The sequence below is a fragment of the Pontibacter oryzae genome (genome assembly GCF_003576375.1).
Lineage (GTDB): Bacteria > Bacteroidota > Bacteroidia > Cytophagales > Hymenobacteraceae > Pontibacter > Pontibacter oryzae.
The window spans coordinates 93456-115900 of sequence record NZ_QWGE01000001.1 but is presented as its reverse complement, the minus strand read 5'-3'; the positions used below and the strand labels follow the sequence as shown (position 1 = coordinate 115900).

Sequence of the window (22445 nt, the reverse complement as noted above, 5' to 3'; positions counted from 1 at the left end):
TCGGGGCTTTATATTGTAGCTACTCTATTTAATTGGGCCTAATGTTCTGGTTTACCCGGAACAGGTTCTCAGGGTCATACTTTTGCTTGATCTTAACGAGGCGGTCATAGTTGCCGCGATAAGTGGCCTTGATTCTGTCTGCGCCTTCTTCCATCATGAAATTAACATAGGCACCACCCGCAGAATAAGGGTGCAGGGCATCAAAGTAGTCCTTGGTCCAGGTTGTGATTTTATCCTTGTTTCGAGGGTCGGGGTCTACGCCAACAATAACCTGCGCCCAGTTCGCCTCGCGGTAGCTCCAGGCGGTAGCGGCCTTATTAACCTCGTGGGCAGCGCCGTTGGTAGGGTAAAGGTGCATGGTAGACAGCGGGCTGGGTAACCTTCTGGCAAACTCCAGGTGCAGGTCCATAGCCTCTTCCGGAATCTCTGTTACAAAATCAGCACGCCAGTACCACTGGTGCCCTGGCGGGTACAGCGGGTCGAACATACTTTGCAAGGCTGGGTGCGGAATTGGGCCAACCAGATCTATAGCTGGAGCAGGGCTGAGTTTTCTGATGGGCTTAAATAGCTCTTCCGCTAAATCTAGCGGGCCACTGTAGCACCATACAACACCACCCATAATTTTGCCATGATGCTCTTCGGGGAAAGGTGGAGCCGGCGGAACCTGGATAAACGCGAAAAAGCCACTCATGCCTTCCGGGGCTTTTAGGATAAAGTTTTGCCACCATTTCATAATAGGCTTCACTTGGTCCAGCTCCCAAAGCATAGGGCCTGCGTAATCGGTATCGGCAGGGTGCAATCTAAACAGGAAAGAGGTGACCACTCCAAAATTGCCGCCACCACCCCGTATGGCCCAGAAAAGATCTTCGTTTTTTGATTCGCTGGCGGTTACAAAGCTGCCATCAGCCAGTACCATATCAGCTTCCAGGAGGTTATCTATGCTTAAGCCATACTTGCGGGTTAAATGCCCAATGCCGCCGCCAAGCGTTAGCCCGCCTACACCTGTAGTGGAAATGATACCTGACGGAACAGCCATCCCAAAAGCATGCGTGGCGTGGTCTACGTGGCCCCAGGTACAACCGCCTTCTACGCGTACAGTGTAATTTTCCGGGTCAGCCCGGATGCCATGCATGTCTGAAAGGTCTAACACCAGCCCATCATCGCAGGTGCCTAGCCCGGCGCCGTTGTGGCCCCCGCCTCGTATAGCTAGCAGCAAATGCTGCTCCCGCGCAAAGTTCACTGCAGTAATTACATCGGCCACGTCAGCGGCGCGCGCAATTAAGCGCGGGTGCTTATCAATCATGGCATTGTATACCTTGCGGGATGCTTCGTAGGCATCATCTTGTGGCTCTATTAACGCGCCTCTCAGTTTTTGTTTAAATTCATTGATAGATTGCTGGTTAACCATAAAAAAACCTCCCTTCTTCCTTTTCTTAATCAATTGTCCGGGTGATTTTGTAGTCAGTGGTGGGGGCGCAATGCATGCCCCGGAAATTGTGTGGGCCTATACCTAATATACGTGGCAGGGCTCGGCCGGAAACTGAGAAGCGCTTTTTTTGAGTGGATAGTGCTAGAACACTTACTAAAGTTATGCTTAACCGGTAATTTGTACCCCTGAAAAACTCTCAGGCCCGCGCACGTATGTATAGCCATGTTCGGCTTAAGTGATTTACCCAAATTTTTTCTGGCATTCTTTCTTGTACTCCCTCTTATCTCGCTGGTGCATGAGGCGGGGCATGTGTTCTTTGCCTGGCTAATGGGTGGTAAAAACATACGGGTATCCGTAGGTACCGGCAAACTGCTTTTCAGATTAGGTATGCTGGAAGTGCGGCAGTACTACTTTTGGTATGGCTTCTGCAGCTTCGATAACCTCAAGCGTAACGAGCGTTTCGCAAACATACTTATCTTTTCTGGTGGCACGCTGTTCAATGCCATCACGGCCCTGCTGGTTGTCTACCTGATCGAGAGTAAGCGGCTTGAGCCCGGGTTGCTGACCTATCAGTTTACCTACTTTTCGTTGTACTACATTTTCTTTGCACTGTTACCCATGCCGTACCCTGACGGAAACGCCTCCGACGGTAAGTTCATACTTGACTTGATCCGTCACAAGACCATACCCGGCGAACGCGTGTACCGCCTAAGCTACAATGAAACTAAAAAACGATGGTGCCTGCTGGACCAAGAAGACAAAGAGCTACACGCCCTGGAAGAAGCGGGGGAAGCCTTGAAGAAGGCCCGGGAGCAAGCCATGCTGAGCCGGCCAAGCCGTTTGCTGCACCATAAACCTAACGGGCAGGTAGAGGAGCACAACTTCCCGAGAATTCCACAATAACTTTTCGTGCTGGTGGCTGTTAATGGAGCACATAACCCAAACAGCTAATTATGGGTGCACGCGTAATTTATGCAGAAGAGTTAGCTAACACATTAATTTAAATCAAGAGAAATGAACGTATTATTTGTATTGACATCACACGACAAGCTAGGCGATACTGGCCATAAAACAGGTTTTTGGGTAGAGGAGTTTGCTGCGCCATACTATAAACTGGCCGATGCAGGCGCTAACATCACGCTTGCATCTCCAAAAGGCGGCCAGCCACCCATCGACCCGAAAAGTGAAGCCCCGGATGCCCAGACCGAAGCAACCAAACGCTACTACCAGGATTCCGCCCTGCAGGAGAAAATGAGCAAGACTAAAAAACTGAGCGAAGTTAAGGCCGATGATTTTGATGCCGTATTTTACCCGGGAGGCCACGGGCCATTGTGGGATCTGGCAAACGATCAACAATCCATCAACTTGATCGAAACATTTAACCAGCAGCAAAAACCCATGGCGCTTGTATGCCACGCACCTGCAGCCCTTGCCAACGTTAAAGCCACAGACGGCAGCCCGCTTGTTAAAGGCAAAAAGGTAACAGGATTCACCAACTCAGAGGAAGAGGCTGTGCAATTGACCCACATTGTGCCATTTCTAGTAGAGGAAAAGCTAAAGGAACTTGGCGGAGAGTACAGCAAAGCCGACGACTGGCAAAGCTACGTGCTGCAAGATGGCCTGCTGATAACCGGCCAAAACCCAGCCTCATCAGAGGCGGCCGCAGAAAAATTGCTGGACACACTTTCTAAAAAATAAACACACTTGAAGCATGTGCCGCGGCACATGCTTTACTATTTGGTCTGTAGGTAGCATATCGGTTATCTTTGCGGCTTCATCATACATCACCTGCTTTATGGCGACTTTATTAGATTTTATCGGCAATACCCCGCTGGTAGAGCTTACACATATCAACACAAAACCCGGCGTAAAACTCTATGCCAAATTGGAGGGCAACAACCCTGGCGGAAGCGTGAAAGACCGCGCCGCCTATAGTATGATTAAAGGTGCTCTGGACCGTGGCGACCTGAAACCCGGCATGAAACTGATAGAGGCCACCAGTGGCAACACGGGTATAGCCTTAGCTATGATAGCGCGCCTATTTGGTGTAGAGATTGAGCTCGTGATGCCTGCCAGCGCCACTAAAGAGCGGGTACAAACTATGGAGGCCTATGGCGCAAAAGTTATACTTACGCCCGCCAAGAAGTCTATGGAAGGAGCCATTGATTACGTGGCAGAGCAGGTGCAGCAAGGCGGCTACCTGGTGCTGAATCAGTTCGGAAACCCCGACAACTACTTGGCGCACGTGCGCACCACCGGCCCCGAGATCTGGCGCGATACACAGGGCCAGGTAACGCATTTCGTATCCTCGATGGGCACCACCGGCACAATTATGGGCACCTCACGCTACCTCAAAGCGCAGAACCCCGCCGTGCAGATTGTCGGGGCGCAACCTGTGGAAGGTTCCCAGATTCCGGGCATACGCCGCTGGCCGAAAGAGTATCTGCCCAAGATTTTTGAGCCAGAGCGCGTAGACCGCACCATTGACGTGAGCCAAACCGATGCTACCGCCATGACCCGCCGGCTGGCCCGCGAGGAAGGCATTTTTGCCGGTATGAGCAGCGGTGGTGCAGTGCACGTAGCCACTAGACTGATCGAGGGGTTAGAGGAAGGCGTTGTTGTTTGCATCATCTGCGACCGTGGCGACCGATACCTCTCTTCCGATCTATTTGCTTAGTTCTACCTTAGTATCAATTTCATAAAACAGAAAGGGAGCCTTCATTAGATGGGTTCCCTTTCTGTTTTATGCCATGCTGTACTTGTAAACAAGTTGCCAGCTTTGGAGTTTTATGTACGTACATTGAACTTTAAAATCCTATGAGAAAGATCAAGAATACATACAAAGCAGCTTACGCGCCTATGGATGACCTGGTCACGTACCGAGCCATACCCACGCGCGAGGTAGAATATATTGACCCGTTTCTGTTCCTTAACCATCATGGGCCACAGGTATACAAAGCCAATAACCGGGGGCTTCCGTTTGGTCCGCACCCGCACCGCGGCTTCGAAACCCTCACGTTTATACTTGAAGGCGATATTATGCACCAGGATACCAGCGGTGGTAAGGATATAATTGAGGCTGGTGGCGTGCAGTGGATGACAGCCGGGCGCGGCCTGATCCATGCTGAGTTTTCTTCGGATAAATTTAAAAAGGAGGGAGGCCCGCTCGAAATCCTGCAGCTCTGGTTTAACCTGCCTGCCAAGTATAAAATGACGCAGCCTAAGTATGTTGGCCTGCAAAAAGACCAGATTCCGGTAGTAAGCGAAGAAGCAGGCAAGGTGAAGGTACATGTGATCTCTGGCAATTGGCGTGGTACCGAAGGGCCAATCCCATCGCTCAGCGACATACACATGGCCAGCGCGGAGTTAGAGGCTGGCGGCAGCTTTACTACCTCTGTGGCCGAGGAGCGCAATATTTTCTTTTACGTGGTGAGAGGCGCTGTGAAAGTAAACGGCGAAACAGTAGAGAAACTGAACCTGGTGGAATTTGAAAACGAAGGCGAGGAAATAAAAGTAGAGGCGCAGGAAAATAGCTACATACTCTTCGGACACGCCCTGCCGTTCAACGAGCCAGTAGTATCCCACGGGCCATTTGTGATGAACACCGAGCAGGAAATTCAGAAAGCTTTCCGCGATTATCAGCAAGGTAAAATGGGCAGTTGGGAAGGATAAAAGTATAGATCGAGAATTAATAGAAAGGTAAGCAGTGGCGCTAACTAGGGGCCATCGCTTGCCTTTTTTAATTAGCATAGCCATTCCTCAGTATCAATATTATTTGAGGTAAAATTTTTTGGCGATATCAGTCATAACCCAAGCGTTACTACTACAAATCAAATCTCTTCTAAGATAACCTGGCGTGCATCTCAGATTTGTGCCTAAATATAGATGTTGAGTCTCCGGCCCAACTGGCCTGGAAGGCCAAAAAATAGCAACTACTAAGCTAAAAGCCGTTAATAATTAATTATATCTCACGATACAAACCAAGGCCTATTGCGTTCCGGGCACGTATTTTTCTGCAGAACCACCAGCTGAAAAATTGCGGCAGGGAGACATGGCTTAGGATTTATAGGAGTAACTGAAAGTTGAACCTAGCTATTAAGGAGTTATACTTGCATCAATCTACGCTTGTAAAACTTTGTGCCTTAATGCGACTGGGTTGATTATTGATATTGCACAAGCTGCCAGCAGGTTTTGTTAAAAAATAGTATCTTAGCCGTATGGCAACTATTTATCATCAGGTACTTATACAGGCAAGCCGTGAGGCAGTTTATGAAGCAGTTACAACACAGCATGGTTTATCGAAATGGTGGATTCAGGATTGCACTGTGAAGGCTGAAAAGGGATTTATAAATGAGTTCAGGATGGCTGGCCACGGTACAAATTTGATGGAGGTACTCGCGCTACAGCCGCCTACTTTTGTGGAATGGCGCTGCCTTAACAAGAATGACCCTTGGACGGACACGCACCTGACCTTTGAGATTACAACGAAAGGCGATTTTACTTGTCTTGACTTTAAGCATATGGGTTACCCAAACCCCGACCACATTTACGCTACCTGTAATTTCCATTGGGCAAGGCACTTAGCCATACTTAAGATCTACTGCGAAACCGGTATTTCAACCCTTAACCAAACCGAGGAAGAGCAGCAAGTAAAAGCAGTGCTCGAGGGTAAAGTATAAACAAGAAGCCCCTGCAGTTTATTGGCTGCAGGGGCTTCTTGTTTATACTTATACTCTGTTTTAGCGTGATCGACCTGATGTGCTACCTTTTTTAGGCCCGCCTTTAAAGCCTCCCCCTCTGGCAGAGCTGCCTTTGCCCGCGCCACGGGCACCACCTCTGGCGCCTTTTCCGGCTGCAGCACCTGGCCCAGGTGCCGGCCTCGACTTGCCGATGCGTTTGCCTGTACCTGGCTGCTCCGCAACTGCTGGTCTGGTAGATTTTCTCGTACCGCCTTTCTCAAACGCAGGTTTATCTTTGCTGAATGTCTTTTTGAAGCTGCCATCCTTACCATCATACTTGGGTTTTACAGGCGCTTTACCCGCTTTGGCATTAGCAGTTTCTTTCAGTGCGTTTACCTCGCCACCAGTAAGTGCGCGCCAGTGGCCTTTCTGCATTTTAGTGAGGGTAACGTCCTGTATGCGCACGCGCTGCAAGTAGGTAACCGTATAGCCCAACGACTCGCATACTTTCTTCACGGCGTGGTTCATGCCTGGTTCCAGTATAATCCGGAAGCGGGTGGTAGACTCTTTGTGCACGTTGGCCTTTTTAGGATGGCCATCCTCAAAAGAGGCGCAGGCCTCGCTTAGTTTCGATATAAACTCGGGGGTAAACGGTTTATTGACAGTTACAACCAATTCCTTTTCTAACTGGCTATCAGCTTTGGTTAGTTTACGAACAAGGTCGCTGTCGTTGCTCAAAAACAGCACGCCTTCGTCGTCGCGGTCGAGGCGGCCGATGGGTTGCAGTGTGGCCGGGTAGTTAATGGCACGAACCACGTTGTCGCGCACACCCATATCTGCCGTAGCCGACATGCCAGACGGCTTGTTGAGCACCAGGAATACCGGAGCCTCTTCGCGCACGGTCAGCATCTGGTCATCAATGCGTACTTTGTCTTTAGGTGTAACGCGTGTTCCCGCGTCCGGCTCTTTACCGTTTACAGTTACCCTGCCTTCCTCAATCAGTCGGTCGGCCTCGCGTCGGGAGCAAAAGCCTGTGTCGCTGATAAATTTATTTAATCTCTTTGGTTCCATGATGTTGTGGCGAGCGCAGCAACCGATTTATACGTTGAAAACCTGGCAGCACCCTGTATTTAAAAACTCAAAATTACGGCAAAAGGATTGGTTTACCTATTGCCTTTATACTTGCGCGGCAAATAGGATTAGCGTCCACGTCTTCCGCCGGTGCTTTTGCCTTTGCTGCTGCCGCCTTTCGGGCTGCCTTTTGAGGCACCACGAGAGCCTCGTGCACTTCCGCTAGTTTTGGGCTTATCGCGTTTGCTGCCAGGGCTGCTTTTACCTCCGCTTTTAGGGCCGCCACCTGTGCGTGGCGGTCTGCTTGATGCGGCGTTAGAACGCGCCTTTGGTTTTTGGCTTTTGGTGGAAGCATCCGTGCCGGTGGTTTTCTTTTTACTCCCAGATGCTTCCTCGGTTTTGGTGGAGTGCTCTACCAGGCGCATCATTTCCGCTATTTCGGTTTCGGTCATGCTGCGCCACTGGCCAAGCGGGATTTTTGCCAGCGAGAGGTGCATGATGCGTGTGCGCTGCAGCGTTTGCACCTCATAGCCCAGTGCCTCGCACATGCGCCTGATCTGGCGGTTCATGCCTTGTGTAAGTATGATCCGGAAGCGGTTAGGGCCTTCCTGGGTTACCTTACATTTTTTAGTATTTACCCCAAGTATGGATACGCCATTGCTCATGCGCTCCACAAACTCCTGATTAATGGGCTTATCCACGGTTACCACGTATTCTTTCTCGTGCTTGTTACCAGCCCGCAGTATCTTGTTTACGATGTCGCCGTTGTTGGTAAGTATAATCAGGCCTTCGGAATCCTTGTCGAGGCGCCCAACCGGGAAAATGCGCTCGGGGTAGTTTGTAAAGCTGATGATGTTGTCGCGCTGCGAGGTATCGGTGGTGGTTTCGATGCCCGGCGGCTTGTTGAGCAGCAGGTAAACCGGCTCCACAGCGTCTACCGCCAGTAAGTTGCCGTCTACGCGTACCTTATCCTTTACAGTGATGCGGGCTCCTACTTCCGGGCGCTTGCCGTTCACCATTACGCGGCCATGTTCTATCATCTTGTCGGCTTCGCGGCGCGAGCAAAGTCCGGAGTCGCTTATAAATTTGTTGAGTCTGATCGGTTCCATAGGCAAAAGGCACTAACGGCGCTAAACGCCGTACTTGTGCAAAACATCTTTTGGCAAAAGTACAGGAAAGCCACTGATTTACCTATTTTACCACCTAGGGCTATTTGGCTTTGGCTGGCTCCGGGGTCAGCGATCTGTCGTCGGCTTCTCCGGTGGCTTCGCGCTCCTCGGCCATTTCGCGGGTCAGGAAGTAGTTAAGCATGGTTCTGATAACAGCAATGGCGCCCAATTTACCAATTTGGTCCCAGGACGGGGCGATGGCCGTGGAAAGTATATCGGCACCCAGCTGAAACTCCAGCGCCAGCGCCAGGTAACGTGCCAATATCAGGCGTACTTTGTTGTAGCTATGCATCTGCGGCGGAATCAGGGCCCGGATAAAGTAATACACGGCAATCACTACACCCAACCCAATAATAAGCGCCCCAATCGTTTCAACGCCTAATTTCAGCCACTGCACCGCATTTATCACAGCTCCTTCTATACCCTCTGCTGGCACTTCGTTCACAGGTTCAGAAATGGTCTGCTGAAGGGAGTATAAAAGTTGCATCGATGGTGGAGTTGAGTTAATAAAGTATTTTAACTCACCTGTTTACGCGGCATCAAACTAAATGTATACAAAGGTTAAAGTATAGCCGAATTAGATAACCAAGAGTATGGCTAACCTTCATCTCTATAGCTTTAAAAGCAAACCGCCCAGCCAGAATTTTCTGACAGGGCGGTTTGCTTTATACTCGTTTAAATAGTTTTAGTCACATTGCATTAAATACCCGCTGCCTATCGGGGAGCCGGGAGGCAGGTCAAGTGGGCGACTTGGTTTAACCTCTTCCGTAACCGGGCGGTTCAGGCGGGCCAGCGCAAAAGTAAGGTGGGCCTGGTAGGAATCTTTCTTTAGGGAGCGCTGCTTGCTTGCGATGAATCCCTTTAGGTCTTTTAGGGCTTCTGTAGCTACAGCGCGTGCCTGGTACGAGGCAGCCTCGTTATGGGCAAGGCTAAGCAGGTGTGTCAGTACAAGCTGCTCGGTTTGCAGCTGCACCTGCTCCTGCAGTCCTTTCTCGTATTGCCCCTTCCAGGTATTGTCAACCAGTTGGTTTACCACATCCTGCAGGCTGAGGTTATTGTCGCGGGCGCCCAGTTCTACCAGCCTGGAGGCACGTTCCGGGTGCAACAGGAATGATAGTGTAAAATCTGCGGAAGCTTCTGCGGCAGCCAATGGGTCAAAAGTAAGGCCGGTGCGTTTCTCGAACAGTTCGCGGCTGCTTTTAAGGCCTGGGGCGCGTGGCGGGATAAGGGCGATGATATTTTCTGGCAGCGTGAGCACCTCCGGTGATAAGGTGCGCAGCAAGGCCTGTAGCGCCTGCTGTTGCTCTCGCTTGGGTACTACTTCAGTAGTTAGTTGGCCATCGCCGCGCACGGCATAAGTATAGTTCACGCCGCCAATAAGCTTGGCAACAGCTTCCGTTTGGTAGCGGTGGTAATTGTAAACAGGCACCAGAACATCCTCCAAAGTGCTCATGGCTGTGCCTGGCTTAATGTTGTTCTCCGAAAAGTTCTTTAAAGCTTTCTCACGGATGCGGAGCACATTCAGTAGCTCATCAGTGGCATCCTTCCCGTTATCCCAGAGGTGTGCAACCGGGTGTGCCCCGCCCGGGGAGCGGGCATCGCGGTCCGAGATAAACAGCAGGCCCTGTGCGCGGCTTTTGGCCAGAATCTCATCCAAGGCCTTTTTCTCATCGGTGCCGGCCGGGAAATCCTGGTAGCCGTAGGCGATGGCGGTTTTATCCCAGGCTCCGATCTCGGTACCGTAGGCCTGGCTCAGGTCGATGTTGCCGGTGCGGTCTAGCTTGGCTTGCGGGTGCGGGTAATCCATAACTGAGGCGTTGTTGTTGGCTGCATAGTTGTGCATGATACCCAGCGTATGGCCTAACTCGTGGGCCGACAGCTGCCGGATGCGCGCCAGCGCCATGTCCATCATGGCTTTGTTTTCAGATTTACCATTTTGATAAGGAGCAAGCAAACCTTCGGCGATCATGTAGTCTTGGCGAACACGTAAAGAACCTAAAGACACATGCCCTTTGATAATCTCTCCGGTGCGCGGATCAACTACTGAAGCACCGTAAGACCAACCGCGTGTGCTGCGGTGCACCCACTGGATGAGGTTGTAGCGCACATCCATCGGGTCGGCAGAGTCAGGCAGCACCTCCACCCGGAAAGCATCTTTATACCCAGCCGCCTCAAAGGCCTGGTTCCACCAGCGTGCGCCATCTAGTAATGCCGAACGGATAGGCTCCGGTGCGCCATTGTCAACATAGTACACGATGGGCTCAACGGCTTCTGATACTTTGGCTGAAGGGTTCTTTTTCGCTAGCCTGTGGCGCGCTATAAAACGCTTATCAATATCCTCATCTACCGGCGTGGCATAATCCAGGTAAGAAATACCGAAGAAGCCGGCTCGTGGGTCGGCCTCGCGAGGTTTATACTTATTATCGGGCAGTTGAATGAAGGAGTGGTGCTGCCGCAGCGTGAGTGCCTGCGCGTCCGGGGCTACCTCGCGCACTAAGCGGCCGGCATCCTCGCCACCGGTAAAGGTAAGCGTGGCCTCAAACTCAGTGTTCTGCGGAAAGTTCTTGGTGCGCGGCAAGTATAACGCCGAGCGGCTGGCATCGAGTTTATAGCTTCCCTGCTTGCTGCGTTTTATACTTCCGGTTACATCGTGGGCGTCGCGGAGCAGGAAATCGGTGGCGTCTACCAGCACTTTGCTGCCGTCTGCGGCTTCGGCTTTAAAACCCCAAAGTATGGATTGTGCAAAAGACTCCTCCACGGCGCGGCGCTCGTTGGGGTTGTTTGTGGTGGCACGATAAGCCAGGTTGGGCTGCACCAGCATTACTTTGGGGCCCTGCCTACTGAAGTATACCACGCGCTCGCCGCCCAGTTGTCCGCGGTCCAGGCCGATGTCGTTAGAGCCCAGGCCGGCTGGCAGCGAGTTCACATACAGGAACTCCTGGTTCAGTTTATCAATTTCAAGCCAGATTTTACCTGTTTCATCATCATAGTAAAACGGAAAAAAGCCGAAGTATTTTTGCATGCCAACAGTTTTGGAGGCAATACTGGGCAGCTTTTGAGCCTGGGCAGTGTGGATTGCCATGCATGTAAGTAACAGCAGGAGGCAAAGCCCTCTAAGCAAAAGTGTTTTCATGAAAAAGGTGTTCGTATAAAGATGGAAAGGTAAGATAGCCATTTTCTATATTTATTGGCTGACATACTTCCAGGAAGTGCTAGAAAGATGAAAATCATTTGCTTAAGCTGGTGCAGACGGAGGCCTTTCGCAGAATTTTAACACTAAGGCGCGCACTTAGCGTATAGACTATCTCATCAGGTAACAAAGTATAAAACATGAAAAATATACTGACAATCTTAGGCTGTAGCCTGTTTTTAGTGAGTTGTGGCGGCAGCAGTAATTCCGAGTATGAGGATTATTACGACGCAGACAAACGCGCGGCAGCCACCGAAGAAGCGGCTGCACCCATAGAGCAAACCAAGGTTGGTACTGATGCCGCAGTAAATGAACTAACCGACAGTGCAGCGGCAACCGGAGAGCAATTACAGGCGCAAAACTATGAACAAGGCGCAAAGCTAATTGCCATGTCTGATTGCCTTTCGTGCCACCAGGAGAAGCAGAAAATCGTTGGCCCCTCGTATGTGGATGTAGCCCAAAAGTATGAATTCAATGATAAAAACGTAGACTACCTGGCCGGGAAAATTCTAGAGGGTGGGGCTGGTGTTTGGGGCCAGGTGCCCATGACGCCGCACCCGGACCTGGAGAAGGAAGATGCCCGCATTATGGCCAGGTATATTTTATCACTACGAAAAAAATAGCAGCGGCATCATCCGTGCCGGAAGATGGAGAAATTTGTCTTTTCACCGCTTTAAACATGCAGCCAGCACGGCTGTTTGCATTCAAACCTTTAAAACCAAGTTATGATACAAAGCAAGGGATATGCCGTGAAGGAGGCAAGTGCGCCTTTAGGCGATTTTAGTTTTGAGCGCCGCGAGGTGGGCGCCAAGGATGTGCTCATTGACATACTTTATTGTGGCGTGTGCCACTCGGACCTGCACCAGGTGCGCAACGAATGGGGCAACTCCATTTACCCGATGGTACCGGGCCATGAGATTGTTGGGCGCGTGAAGCAAGTTGGCAGCCACGTTTCACGGTTTAAGGAGGGTGATTTGGCCGGCATCGGTTGCTTTGTGGACTCCTGCCGCCACTGCCGCAGCTGCGAGGACGGCCTAGAGCAGTATTGCGAAAACAACCTCGTGATGACCTACAATGGCTACGATAAAGATGGCAGCCTGACTTATGGTGGGTATTCCAATAAGATCGTGGTAGATGAGAAGTATACTTTAAAGGTACCCGAAAACCTTGAACTGTCGCATGTAGCGCCATTGCTATGTGCGGGTATTACCACCTATTCTCCGATTATGGAATGGAAAATAGGACAGGGGCACCGGGTAGGCATTGTTGGCTTAGGCGGCTTAGGCCATATGGCCGTTAAAATTGCTGCCTCGCGCGGTGCTGATGTTACGGTGCTGAGTACCTCGCCTGGTAAAGAGCAGGATGCCAGAGATCTGGGGGCGCACAACTTCGCCATCACCAAGAACGAGGAAACCATGAAAGAGCTGGCCGAAACTTTCGACTTTATCATCGATACGGTTTCTGCGCCGCATGATTATAACATGTACCTGAATTTGCTGAAACGTGATGGCACCATGATTTTGCTGGGTGCACCGCCAGCACCTGCCGAAGTAATGGCAGCAAACCTGTTATTTAAACGCCGCAGGCTGGTGGGCTCCCTCATCGGAGGTATACAGGAAACTCAGGAAATGCTGGATTACTGCGCCGAGCACAACATTGTTTCGGATGTAGAGGTGATACCGATGGATTATATTAACGAAGCCTACGAGCGTATGGAGAAGGGCGATGTAAAATACCGGTTCGTTATTGATATGTCTACGCTGTAGGATTTACCACAAGTAAAAAAGAGCCCAAACCTGAAGTCAGGTTTGGGCTCTTTTTTATACTTACCTTAGGAGTTTTTGCGCAGCACCAGCGTGGTCATACTTCGTTTATCCTCTACTAACACTGTTTTCAGGGGCTCAAGCATTTCTGCCTCCAAAGTATAAACTAGCTCCCTCACTAAGGGTTCATCAGCAAGAAACCAAACCGGGCCATTGGGCATCTGATACAAACTTGGTCCAATCGCAATCAATTTCCCTTCCATACCTATGGTGGTGCTGAACCGGCAAAAAAGCATGCCCCCAGGCTGCAACACGCGCCATAATTCTTGGAACATGCTTCGGAAGTGCGCTTCGTTCCGGGCAAAATGCAGCACTGCGCTGCAAATCACCACGTCAAAATTTGCTGCCTGATAGGGCAGTGCCGCAAGGTCAGCAACTGCAAAATGCTCTTTATACTTTTCCGGGGCGTACTTTGCAGCCATTTGCCTGGCTTCACGGATTGCTACATCCGAGGCATCGGCGCCATATACTTTTACCCCAGCTTGCAGGAGGTAACCAATGTTCCGGCCCTCGCCGCAGCCGGCATCAAGTAGTTTCATGCCTTCTCGTACACGGCCTTTCAGCAACTGGTCGAACAGATAAATGTCTATGCTTCCGAAAAGCTCAGGTAGGCTCTGCAGGGCTGGTATCATAGGATTTTGAATGTATGTGTGTTGCAATTTATGATGCTGAAACTATACTTTCTGCTAAAATTTTCGGATAATTGGGTATAACCTTACTTTAAACCGATCAACTATGAATTCCGCCACAACAAACCCAACATCAAAACTAACTAAAACTGAGTTTATCCAGAAGTACGCAAACCACCCTACATACATCCCGCCGCGAGGTCCTGAGCTGCACGCTAAAAACTGGCAAGCCGAAGCTGCACTCCGCATGTTCCTGAACAACCTCACCGATGAAGTGGCCGAAGCACCCGCCGATCTGGTTGTGTACGGCGGAACGGGGCAGGCCGCAAGAACCCCAGAGGATGCCCGCAAAATAATTGAAGTGCTGCTGGAACTGGAGGAGGATGAGAGTCTGCTGGTGCAGTCGGGGAAGCCGGTGGGCAAGGTGCGTACCCACGCCGAAGCGCCACGCGTACTCATTGCCAACTCAAACCTGGTGCCGCATTGGGCCACTTGGGAGTATTTTAACGACCTGCGCAAGCGCGGGCTTATTATGTATGGCCAAATGACGGCCGGCAGCTGGATTTACATCGGCTCGCAAGGTATTTTACAGGGCACTTACGAAACCTTTGCTGCCTGCGGCGATAAATATTTTAAGGGCGATCTGCGCCATAAGCTGCTTGTAACGGGCGGTTTAGGCGGTATGGGTGGCGCGCAGCCTTTGGCGGCAACGATGGCCGGTGCCACCTTTTTGGGTGTTGACGTAGACCCCGCGCGCATCCAGAAGCGCCTCGACACCCGCTATATCGATAAAATGACCCACGATTACGAGGAAGCCAAAGCCTGGGTGCTGGAGGCCCAAAAAACTGGACAGGCACTATCTGTTGGCTTGGTAGGTGATATCGGCGACGTGCTCGGAAAACTGATTGAAGATAACATCACCCCAGACATCCTCACTGACCAAACATCGGCACATGATCCATTAAACGGCTATGTCCCGAATGGTCTGACGCTAGAGCAGGCCAAGGAACTGCGCCACCAGGACCCGACAAAATATAAAGAGCTATCACTGAAAAGCATGGCACGCCACGTGGGCTTTATGCTGGAGCTGCAGCAGCGTGGCAGTAAAACCTTTGACTATGGAAATAACCTGCGCGAATTTGCCCAACAGGGTGGTGAGGCAAATGCCTTCAACATTCCGGGCTTTGTGCCCGAATATATCCGTCCGCTGTTTTGCGAGGGCAAAGGCCCGTTCCGCTGGGCAGCCCTTTCCGGCGACCCAGAGGACATTCGCGTTACCGACGAAGCCCTGAAAGAACTGTTTCCGGAAAATACACACATGATTAAGTGGTTGGATGAGGCACATGAAAAAGTTGCCTTCCAGGGGCTGCCTTGCCGTATTTGCTGGCTTGGAATGGGCGAGCGTGAGAAAGCCGGGCTGCTGTTTAACCAACTGGTGCGCGAGGGCAAGGTAAAGGCCCCGATCGTGATTGGCCGCGACCACCTCGACTGCGGCTCTGTGGCCTCCCCATACCGGGAAACAGAAGGCATGAAAGACGGGTCCGACGCAATCTCCGATTGGCCGTTACTTAACCTGATGGCTAACACAGCCGGCGGCGCCACCTGGGTATCCTTCCATCATGGGGGTGGCGTAGGTATTGGTTACTCGCAGCACGCAGGCATGGTTATACTTGCCGATGGCACCGAGCGTGCCGATCGTTGCCTGCGCCGCGTGCTCTACAACGACCCGGCCCTAGGAATTTTCCGCCATGCTGATGCCGGCTACGAAACGGCCCAGGAAAACGCCAGAGAGTTCGGGCTGGAGTTATAGTATAAGCAAGCCTTAAAAACCTTTAAAAGAGATTTAACAATGAAAGAAGATAGCGCAAAGTATACGCTTATCGGCCCTTTCAGCCAAATACTAACAATGGCTGGTTTGCCAAAAACCGGACCGGTGCAGGACGAGCAACTGCAGGTGCTAGAGCGTGCGGGCATACTGGTTCATGGTACCGAAGTTGTAAAAGTGGATGCGTACGACAAATTGCATAAACTGGCGCTGGAACAGCAGTATCATCTGGAAATTATAAATGAACCACTAGTGTTGCTGCCAGGTCTGATAGACGCCCACACGCATATCTGCTTTGCTGGTAACCGTGCAAATGACTATGCCATGCGCGTTGCGGGCAAATCATACCTGGAGATTGCACGAAATGGTGGGGGCATCCTGGATAGCGTGCGTAAAACCCGTGAGGCAACGCTGGTAGAACTCGTTGACCTGCTCCGTAAGCGCTGCGACCGCCACCTGAAGGAGGGCGTTACCACCTGTGAGGTAAAAAGCGGCTATGGCCTGAATGTGGAAGATGAGCTAAAAATGCTCGAGGCCATTAAACTTGTAAACAAGCATCACCCGCTGGATTTGGTGCCAACCTGCCTGGCGGCGCATATGGTGCCACCCGAGCATGCGGAAGCGAAAATATACCTTGAGGAAGTAGTTACCAAGCTGTTGCCTCAGGTGCTGGAGCAGGACTTGGCGCGTAGGGTTGATATTTTTGTGGAAGAAACCGCATATAAAGAGGGTGAGGCACTGGAATACTTGTTGGCTGCCAAGGAAATGGGCTTTGACCTGACGGTGCACGCCGACCAGTTTAGCACCAGCGGCAGCAAAGTAGCCGCCGAGGCAGGCGCTGTAAGTGCAGACCACCTGGAGGCCAGCAGCGAGGAAGAGATTGCACTGCTGAAAGAAGCAGGTGTTGTAGCCACTGTGCTGCCAGGTGCCTCGTTAGGGCTAGGCATGCATTATGCACCGGCGCGCAAAATGCTGGATGGAGGGCTTTGCCTGGCCATTGCTACAGACTGGAACCCCGGTTCTGCTCCCATGGGCGATTTGCTTGTACAGGCAGCCGTACTTGGCGCAGCCGAAAAACTTACTACGGCAGAAACGCTGGCAGCCATCACAGTTCGGGCGGCTTATGCACTAAATCTCTCTGATAGGGGTATACTTGCGAAAGGCCAGCAAGCCGACATGGTTGCCTTTGCCACCGATAACCACCGCGATATACTATACTTTCAGGGCAAGCTGAAACCAGCACACATCTGGAAAAAAGGGCGGCGCATTTAACCGCAGCATTTACAAGCACAACCCATGTATAAACCTGCAACTAAGAAAGCTTGGCAAGGCCGAATAGATAAACTTGATGGCGAACTTGGCGCGCGCTGGCACCAGCGAATCCATTTCCTTGACCTTACCAAAGATATACCTGAACCTGCCGCAGATGTAGCATTTGCTTTCCTGGGCTTTTGCTCCGATGAGGGCGTGCACCGCAACCAGGGCAGGGTAGGTGCTGTGGGTGGCCCGGCGGCCCTGCGCAGTGCCATGGCCTCTTTTGCCTACCATTTAGCACAGGAAGTGAAGTTATATGATGCCGGAGATGTGCTTTGCCCTAGCGGAAACCTGGAGGATGCGCAGCAGCAACTAGGCAAAAAGGTGGATGCCCTCTTGAAGCATGGGTACCGGCCACTTGTGCTGGGCGGCGGCCACGAAACAGCCTTCGGCCATTTTCTGGGTTTGGAGCGATCAAGTGGCGGTTTTAGGCTTGGTATCCTGAACTTTGATGCCCATTTTGATTTGCGGAGCTATACCCAACAGGCCAGTTCAGGAACACCTTTTCTGCAGATCGCCAACAGCTTGCAGGCAAGCGGCAACGATTTTGTATACAAGGTGCTGGGCCTGCAGGAGTATGGCAACACGGCAGCGCTTTTCAAAACCGCCAGTGAGCTTAACGTTACTTATACCTTGGCTGGTCAGGTGCAAATGCACCGCCTGAAACAGCTAGAACAGGACCTGCAGGCGTTCCTGGACAGTGTAGACCTGGTATACTTAACCCTGGATATGGATGTTTTCGCGGCGGCCTATGCGCCTGGGGTTAGCGCTGTAAACGCACTGGGCTTACAGCCCGAGGTGGTGCTGGAACTGATGAGGCAAGTAGCACAGAGCGGAAAACTGCTAAGTATGGATGTTACCGAACTCAACCCAGCCCTCGACATCGACAGCCGAACGGCTAAACTTGGCGCAGCCATACTTTATCAAATGGTAAATACCTGGAAGCAAATATAAAATGGAGTTTTGGCTTGAAATACAAACGGCCCGGCAGAGTTTTCTGCCGGGCCGTTTGTATTTTATTTTACCCTGAACTTGGTCCAGTAAGTTGTATCGCTGGTCTTGACTTCTATCAGGTACGTGTCAGGCTTTAGCTTGCCTAGTTGGTAGCGCCAAGCGGAGCGGTTGCGGCCAGCCTCGAGAGGCTTTTGATAAACTAGCCTCCCGGCAGTATTCTTTACCTGCAGAGTGGCATCCTCTTCCAACTGCTGCGAAAAATCGAGTTGGTAAGTACCGTTGCGGCCAGGCACCAGATTTATGCCTGAAAGTGTTTCTTTCTCACCGAGCTGCTGCAAGCTTTGTGCAAGCTCATCCTGCGGAACAGGAGACGTGGCCGTGGATTGCGCAAAGGTAGTAGATGAAAAAAATAGGCCACAAAGGACAAAACTCAAGGTGAGTACGGGTTTTATGCAAGTCATGGGCAATACGGGTTTAAGGTATAAGATTACGTATGCCTATGCAGTTTTTGGGCCAAACTAAGATCAAGCACATGGTTTTAATTTTTTGGTCTCCTGATCATAGCAAAAACGGGAGTTGCCATTAATTTCCGTGCCTCCCAGCCAATACGGTTTCGGTTTATAGTTTGCGTAGCCCTGCAGTACGCGCTCACCAAAAAAGCTAAGCTTCAGCGGTTCTGTGGTTTGCGCGAGGTCGGGTTGCAGCTGCGAGAGCAGTTGCTCCAGCTGCAAATCACCAAAACCATAACCCGGGTATTCTATCCAGAACTGCTGCATTAAGGCATTCATATTTGTGGCACCATCCTGAATAAACTGTAGTAAGGCGCGTTCTGGCTGGCTCAGGCCATCGGTGCAATCCGGGAAGCGCGTAAAGAAAAGGTGCATGGCCTCGTCCAGGTGGGGCAGCGGCGAGGAAATCTGCTGTAAGTATAGCTGTAGCTTTAAGGGATGAGGGCTGGCGTAAAGTTCCCAAATCTCGCCTGCACTATAAAGTTGATCTTGTGTTAGTTGCTGCCTCTTTTCCATCAGTGCCTGCAGTTGCCCAGAGTTTAGCAAGCCAATGCTGCTACCAGGACCAGGTGTGCATACCGAGACCATCGCAGGTCTGCGTTGCTGGAGGCGGCTCAGCAGGAAGAGCAGGTTTACCTGGCACATCAGGTCAGCATCAAACCAAAGTATAACTTCGAAAAAAGTATGCGCTTGCTCTAGTTTCTGCACTTCTTCCAACACCTTGATATGGTAGGCTTCTGCAGGCTCTTTGGTGGCACGCGTAATGTATTCTTCCCGCTTTTGCCAGAATTCGCTCTCGGGCAAGTCTGCATGGACCGGGCCTTCTGATAGTACCTCACGCCAGACCAGTACTTGCCCTGGCAGGTTAGCTTTGGTGAAGTTTGGCAGGGATGCATCGCCGTTTAAAATATGTAAGGTGGAAAGTTTTTTCATACAGGAACAGGCAGTACTGTGCAGGAAATGAGAAGGCAACTGACACGTAACGGTGCAGCTGCCTTGCCTCAAACATTATAACGGTATAATTCTTTAACGGTATTAGCGAGTGCTTAGTCTATAGGCTACCACCCGATTATCGTTAAAAGTTGGTACAAGTACTAAACCAAGCTGTCGGGCGTAGCTTATATCGGCTGCGTTTATGTTTTTGTCCTTGGTGTTAAGCAAGCGCCATTTCTTGCCTGTTTCCATGACATAGTATACTTCGCCGTCCCAGCTCGAGATCAGGTATGCGCCGTCGGTGGCTTCGGCAATGCCGTCCGCAGCTTTAATGCCGTCGGTCCATTCTGAAAAATTTTTAGTGGCAGGATCGAGCAACCGCACCCGGCCGCTGCTCATAAAGGCAACAATCATCCTATCGCCCTCCAAGTAAATACCGTTAGGTTTCTCGCGTTTGGTGTTATCCATCCAGGTGCTTACGCGCCCGTTGCGGAGCAGGTAAATGCGTTTCTGGTCTGTGTCGGTTACGTATACATTACCTGTGTTGTCGATAGCTACATCATTGAGGTACTTTGCTTTTTCAGCTTCATAGCGGCCCAGCACGGCGCCGGTTTGTGTGGAGATGGCTACAATTTCATCGGTATCGGCTACGTAAAGCACGTTGTTATGTACGTCCATGCCACGCGGATTGCTAAGGCCGGTAACCCAATACAGTTCCTCTACTTCGCCATCGGTATTTAACTTCGAGATAAAGCCGTCTCCGTCTTTTTTGTCGGATGTTTGGTTGATGTTGCTAACGTAGATGACGTTCCGTTGCGGGTCAAATAGTGCTGATTCAGGCGTTTTAAAGATGTTGTCGGATGCCCAGGCCTGCTGCATTTCTATGGGGGCACGGGCGGTAAATAAACTACTGCTGCAACTGCTTAGCCCAACCGATAAGAGTGTTATACTTATAGCTGAAAGTATATTCCGCTTCATAAAATTCTGAATTTGGTTTATACTTCTTACGCGCAGGCAGCTTAGCCGTTATGCTTTGGCAGGCGTTAGTCGGTGGGCAGATTTAGCTTCTGCAGCGTTCCTTGCCGGTTTAGCTTGCCAGTGGCGGTTTCTGAAAAAGACTTGCTATAATATACTTGCTTTGGCACTTCAAACTTTTTGAGAAGGCTGCGCAAGCGTGTAAACAGCGTTTCCTCATCTGCCTGAGCAAGCGGGTTTCCCTCTACAACAAGTATAATCCGATCACCGAGCACCTCATCGGGTTGCGGTGCGATAAAGAAACGGGGCGAATTCTCCCAGTCAGCCAGCGCTTCTGCAATGGCCAGTTCCACTTTCTCTGTCTGTACTTTCACGCCACCGGTATTGATTGTGTTATCCGCACGCCCAATCCAGCGGAAACGGGTAGGGGTAAGCAGTTCTACCAGGTCGTTGGTAACGAGTTGCTCGTTGTTTGTAACATCGCCTTTAATAGTGAGGCAGCCGCGCTTATCCTGCCCAATTTCCACGTTTTTAAGCACCTCGTAGTATTCGGCTGCGCCCGGGTTGTTAAGCTTGCGCAAGGCAATGTGCGAGGCCGTCTCTGTCATGCCGTATGTATGGTAGATTGGGGCGCTTATACTTTGCAGTTCGCGTTGCTGGGTAGGCGTTACCGGTGCCCCGCCAATAAGTATGGCCTTGGCTTTGTTCAACTGCTCGAGCCTTTCGGGGGTTTGCTCCAGTATGGTGTGCAGCTGCATCGGCACAAAAGAGGCGAAATCTAGAGCTGTGTCCGAGCTTACCAGTTGCAAAGGGTTGCCGATGGGCTCCACTATAATCATTTCCAGCTCGCCAATAAAACCACGAACAAGCATCATCATACCTGCCACAAACTCTGTATTGAGGCAAACAAAGGTGCAGTCGCCGGGTGTAATATTGAGCAGCTTCAGTGTTTTCCGGGCGCTTGCCTCCATCTGCTGGCGCGTCAGGTTTATGGTTTTAGGTACGCCTGTAGAGCCGGAAGTCTGTATCGGGAAAGCCTGCAAGCCATTTAGCCAATTGCGGCAAAACTCCAGCGTTTTAGTTTCATAACCATTCAGCGGAATACTGTTGCGGAAGGAGTAGGCCGCAATTTCATCATAATAAAATTTCTTGCCGTTCAGCGTGAGGTACTTATCTGTCATGGTTATGTTCTGATAGTTCTACAGCATTGGCGCTGCAACATAGGTTAAGCTTAACTATACGGGCTAGTGCAAAAATGGGGGCTAACGCTTTAAAAACAAACAAAGCAGGCAAAGGATTTCTCAATTCCTTGCCTGCTTGATGTTCAAACAGCTAAAACTTGCTTTTATACTTTCCTGAAATTCTGACGCGTGTGTATATCAATACAGCCAATCGCGCTTCGGTTTACGGATAAGGTGGTCTACAGAGAAGCGACCCGAGCCAAAAATCAGGAAGAAAACTAACAGGAAGAGGACGATAATGGAGGACCACAGTTCTGTGTTTTCAGAATAGAATCCCCGCTCCGGGTTAATAAAGAAAACCGCACCAATCAGAATCGGAATCTGAAAAAGGATGGCTACCCGCGTGATCAGGCCCAATGCAATCAGCAGGCCGCCAACCAAATGGGCAAAGGCCACATAATGCGCCAGCCCAATAGACACCCACGGAAATTGGCTTTTATTCATGATACTGAAAAGCGCTCCTGTGTCCTGTACAAACATAAAGCCTTTGATCATCAAAAATATACCCAACCCAATGCGTAAAAAATCAAGCCACATGGGGTGATGCGTGTCCGCCCAGCGCTCTACGCGGTTCATATCGTGTGTTAAATTCATGGCCAAGAAAGATTAAATGAAACAATTCGTTCTTTATTTATTTAAACGATCCTAGTGATTTTTTGGATGTTATAAGGGTGATGAAATGAAAAAGGGAGTTAGCAGAGTTG

Annotated in this window: 21 protein-coding genes; 10 read left to right on the top strand and 11 right to left on the bottom strand. The window is 50.8% G+C overall.

The window, feature by feature from the left end; all coding sequences use genetic code 11:
* Nucleotides 1-28 precede the first annotated feature (28 nt).
* The gene (locus tag D1627_RS00455; protein WP_233555456.1) at nt 29-1441 is read right to left on the bottom strand and encodes an FAD-binding oxidoreductase; all 1413 of its coding nucleotides are present in this window, start codon (nt 1439-1441) and stop codon (nt 29-31) included.
* 210 nt (nt 1442-1651) lie between these two features.
* On the opposite strand from D1627_RS00455, the gene D1627_RS00450 reads away from it, so the two are divergent.
* The 5 genes from D1627_RS00450 (at nt 1652) to D1627_RS00430 (ending at nt 6108) form a co-directional block, all read left to right on the top strand.
* Nucleotides 1652-2332, top strand: a complete 681-nt coding sequence (locus tag D1627_RS00450) for a site-2 protease family protein (RefSeq protein WP_119430262.1) — start codon at nt 1652-1654, stop codon at nt 2330-2332.
* A 111-nt stretch (nt 2333-2443) separates the two neighbouring features.
* On the top strand, nt 2444-3127 hold the full coding sequence (locus D1627_RS00445) for a type 1 glutamine amidotransferase domain-containing protein (protein ID WP_119430261.1): 684 nt from the start codon (nt 2444-2446) through the stop codon (nt 3125-3127).
* A gap of 97 nt (nt 3128-3224) precedes the next feature.
* The gene (cysM, locus tag D1627_RS00440; RefSeq protein WP_119430260.1) at nt 3225-4106 is read left to right on the top strand and encodes a cysteine synthase CysM; all 882 of its coding nucleotides are present in this window, start codon (nt 3225-3227) and stop codon (nt 4104-4106) included.
* Nucleotides 4107-4246: 140 nt separating this feature from the next.
* Nucleotides 4247-5101 carry a pirin family protein gene (locus D1627_RS00435; RefSeq protein ID WP_119430259.1) on the top strand — a complete coding sequence of 285 codons (855 nt, stop codon included), beginning with the start codon at nt 4247-4249 and terminating at the stop codon, nt 5099-5101.
* A 545-nt stretch (nt 5102-5646) separates the two neighbouring features.
* Nucleotides 5647-6108 (top strand): SRPBCC family protein, encoded by a 462-nt coding sequence (locus D1627_RS00430; RefSeq protein ID WP_119430258.1) that lies wholly within the window; start codon nt 5647-5649, stop codon nt 6106-6108.
* 60 nt (nt 6109-6168) lie between these two features.
* Here the strand turns inward: D1627_RS00430 and D1627_RS00425 are convergent, their stop codons facing one another.
* The 4 genes from D1627_RS00425 to D1627_RS00410 form a co-directional block, all read right to left on the bottom strand.
* A complete protein-coding gene (locus tag D1627_RS00425; RefSeq protein ID WP_119430257.1) occupies nt 6169-7179 on the bottom strand; it encodes a S4 domain-containing protein in 1011 nt (336 codons plus the stop codon).
* Between the two features lie 128 nt (nt 7180-7307).
* Nucleotides 7308-8288: a 23S rRNA pseudouridine(2604) synthase RluF gene (rluF, locus tag D1627_RS00420; RefSeq protein WP_119430256.1), complete on the bottom strand. Its 981-nt coding sequence runs from the start codon at nt 8286-8288 to the stop codon at nt 7308-7310.
* Nucleotides 8289-8388: 100 nt separating this feature from the next.
* The gene (locus D1627_RS00415; RefSeq protein WP_119430255.1) at nt 8389-8835 is read right to left on the bottom strand and encodes a DUF1622 domain-containing protein; all 447 of its coding nucleotides are present in this window, start codon (nt 8833-8835) and stop codon (nt 8389-8391) included.
* Nucleotides 8836-9033: 198 nt separating this feature from the next.
* Nucleotides 9034-11430: a zinc-dependent metalloprotease gene (locus D1627_RS00410; RefSeq protein WP_233555455.1), complete on the bottom strand. Its 2397-nt coding sequence runs from the start codon at nt 11428-11430 to the stop codon at nt 9034-9036.
* 248 nt (nt 11431-11678) lie between these two features.
* On the opposite strand from D1627_RS00410, the gene D1627_RS00405 reads away from it, so the two are divergent.
* Nucleotides 11679-12161, top strand: a complete 483-nt coding sequence (locus D1627_RS00405) for a c-type cytochrome (RefSeq protein ID WP_119430253.1) — start codon at nt 11679-11681, stop codon at nt 12159-12161.
* A 102-nt stretch (nt 12162-12263) separates the two neighbouring features.
* Nucleotides 12264-13304: an NAD(P)-dependent alcohol dehydrogenase gene (locus D1627_RS00400; RefSeq protein WP_119430252.1), complete on the top strand. Its 1041-nt coding sequence runs from the start codon at nt 12264-12266 to the stop codon at nt 13302-13304.
* Between the two features lie 65 nt (nt 13305-13369).
* Here the strand turns inward: D1627_RS00400 and D1627_RS00395 are convergent, their stop codons facing one another.
* Nucleotides 13370-13993 (bottom strand): class I SAM-dependent methyltransferase, encoded by a 624-nt coding sequence (locus tag D1627_RS00395; RefSeq protein ID WP_119430251.1) that lies wholly within the window; start codon nt 13991-13993, stop codon nt 13370-13372.
* Between the two features lie 103 nt (nt 13994-14096).
* On the opposite strand from D1627_RS00395, the gene hutU reads away from it, so the two are divergent.
* From hutU to hutG, 3 genes are read left to right on the top strand one after another with little or no spacing between them, the layout of a single operon-like run.
* Nucleotides 14097-15800: a urocanate hydratase gene (gene hutU, locus D1627_RS00390; protein ID WP_119430250.1), complete on the top strand. Its 1704-nt coding sequence runs from the start codon at nt 14097-14099 to the stop codon at nt 15798-15800.
* A 39-nt stretch (nt 15801-15839) separates the two neighbouring features.
* Nucleotides 15840-17087, top strand: a complete 1248-nt coding sequence (gene hutI / locus D1627_RS00385) for an imidazolonepropionase (RefSeq protein WP_119430249.1) — start codon at nt 15840-15842, stop codon at nt 17085-17087.
* 24 nt (nt 17088-17111) lie between these two features.
* Nucleotides 17112-18083 (top strand): formimidoylglutamase, encoded by a 972-nt coding sequence (gene hutG / locus D1627_RS00380; protein WP_119430248.1) that lies wholly within the window; start codon nt 17112-17114, stop codon nt 18081-18083.
* A gap of 62 nt (nt 18084-18145) precedes the next feature.
* On the opposite strand, the gene D1627_RS00375 is transcribed toward hutG, so the two are convergent.
* From D1627_RS00375 to D1627_RS00355, 5 genes are all read right to left on the bottom strand, one after another.
* Nucleotides 18146-18544 carry a hypothetical protein gene (locus D1627_RS00375; protein ID WP_119430247.1) on the bottom strand — a complete coding sequence of 133 codons (399 nt, stop codon included), beginning with the start codon at nt 18542-18544 and terminating at the stop codon, nt 18146-18148.
* Between the two features lie 63 nt (nt 18545-18607).
* Entirely contained in the window at nt 18608-19525 is a 918-nt protein-coding gene (locus D1627_RS00370) for a DUF1835 domain-containing protein (protein ID WP_119430246.1), read from the bottom strand.
* A 102-nt stretch (nt 19526-19627) separates the two neighbouring features.
* Complete coding sequence (locus D1627_RS00365; RefSeq protein ID WP_119430245.1) at nt 19628-20503, bottom strand: SMP-30/gluconolactonase/LRE family protein; 876 nt, start codon at nt 20501-20503, stop codon at nt 19628-19630.
* A gap of 65 nt (nt 20504-20568) precedes the next feature.
* Complete coding sequence (locus D1627_RS00360) at nt 20569-21681, bottom strand: AMP-binding protein (protein WP_119430244.1); 1113 nt, start codon at nt 21679-21681, stop codon at nt 20569-20571.
* A gap of 198 nt (nt 21682-21879) precedes the next feature.
* The gene (locus D1627_RS00355) at nt 21880-22335 is read right to left on the bottom strand and encodes a DoxX family protein (protein WP_119431048.1); all 456 of its coding nucleotides are present in this window, start codon (nt 22333-22335) and stop codon (nt 21880-21882) included.
* Nucleotides 22336-22445 lie beyond the last annotated feature (110 nt).

What these genes read in the sequence shown, in the direction of transcription:
- D1627_RS00450 (WP_119430262.1), top strand. Translation starts at nt 1,652, where the DNA reads ATGTTCGGCTTAAGTGATTTACCCAAATTTTTTCTGGCATTCTTTCTT.
- D1627_RS00445 (WP_119430261.1), top strand. Translation starts at nt 2,444, where the DNA reads ATGAACGTATTATTTGTATTGACATCACACGACAAGCTAGGCGATACT.
- cysM (WP_119430260.1), top strand. Translation starts at nt 3,225, where the DNA reads ATGGCGACTTTATTAGATTTTATCGGCAATACCCCGCTGGTAGAGCTT.
- D1627_RS00435 (WP_119430259.1), top strand. Translation starts at nt 4,247, where the DNA reads ATGAGAAAGATCAAGAATACATACAAAGCAGCTTACGCGCCTATGGAT.
- D1627_RS00430 (WP_119430258.1), top strand. Translation starts at nt 5,647, where the DNA reads ATGGCAACTATTTATCATCAGGTACTTATACAGGCAAGCCGTGAGGCA.
- D1627_RS00425 (WP_119430257.1), bottom strand. Translation starts at nt 7,179, where the DNA reads ATGGAACCAAAGAGATTAAATAAATTTATCAGCGACACAGGCTTTTGC.
- rluF (WP_119430256.1), bottom strand. Translation starts at nt 8,288, where the DNA reads ATGGAACCGATCAGACTCAACAAATTTATAAGCGACTCCGGACTTTGC.
- D1627_RS00415 (WP_119430255.1), bottom strand. Translation starts at nt 8,835, where the DNA reads ATGCAACTTTTATACTCCCTTCAGCAGACCATTTCTGAACCTGTGAAC.
- D1627_RS00410 (WP_233555455.1), bottom strand. Translation starts at nt 11,430, where the DNA reads ATGGCAATCCACACTGCCCAGGCTCAAAAGCTGCCCAGTATTGCCTCC.
- D1627_RS00405 (WP_119430253.1), top strand. Translation starts at nt 11,679, where the DNA reads ATGAAAAATATACTGACAATCTTAGGCTGTAGCCTGTTTTTAGTGAGT.
- D1627_RS00400 (WP_119430252.1), top strand. Translation starts at nt 12,264, where the DNA reads ATGATACAAAGCAAGGGATATGCCGTGAAGGAGGCAAGTGCGCCTTTA.
- D1627_RS00395 (WP_119430251.1), bottom strand. Translation starts at nt 13,993, where the DNA reads ATGATACCAGCCCTGCAGAGCCTACCTGAGCTTTTCGGAAGCATAGAC.
- hutU (WP_119430250.1), top strand. Translation starts at nt 14,097, where the DNA reads ATGAATTCCGCCACAACAAACCCAACATCAAAACTAACTAAAACTGAG.
- hutI (WP_119430249.1), top strand. Translation starts at nt 15,840, where the DNA reads ATGAAAGAAGATAGCGCAAAGTATACGCTTATCGGCCCTTTCAGCCAA.
- hutG (WP_119430248.1), top strand. Translation starts at nt 17,112, where the DNA reads ATGTATAAACCTGCAACTAAGAAAGCTTGGCAAGGCCGAATAGATAAA.
- D1627_RS00375 (WP_119430247.1), bottom strand. Translation starts at nt 18,544, where the DNA reads ATGACTTGCATAAAACCCGTACTCACCTTGAGTTTTGTCCTTTGTGGC.
- D1627_RS00370 (WP_119430246.1), bottom strand. Translation starts at nt 19,525, where the DNA reads ATGAAAAAACTTTCCACCTTACATATTTTAAACGGCGATGCATCCCTG.
- D1627_RS00365 (WP_119430245.1), bottom strand. Translation starts at nt 20,503, where the DNA reads ATGAAGCGGAATATACTTTCAGCTATAAGTATAACACTCTTATCGGTT.
- D1627_RS00360 (WP_119430244.1), bottom strand. Translation starts at nt 21,681, where the DNA reads ATGACAGATAAGTACCTCACGCTGAACGGCAAGAAATTTTATTATGAT.
- D1627_RS00355 (WP_119431048.1), bottom strand. Translation starts at nt 22,335, where the DNA reads ATGAATTTAACACACGATATGAACCGCGTAGAGCGCTGGGCGGACACG.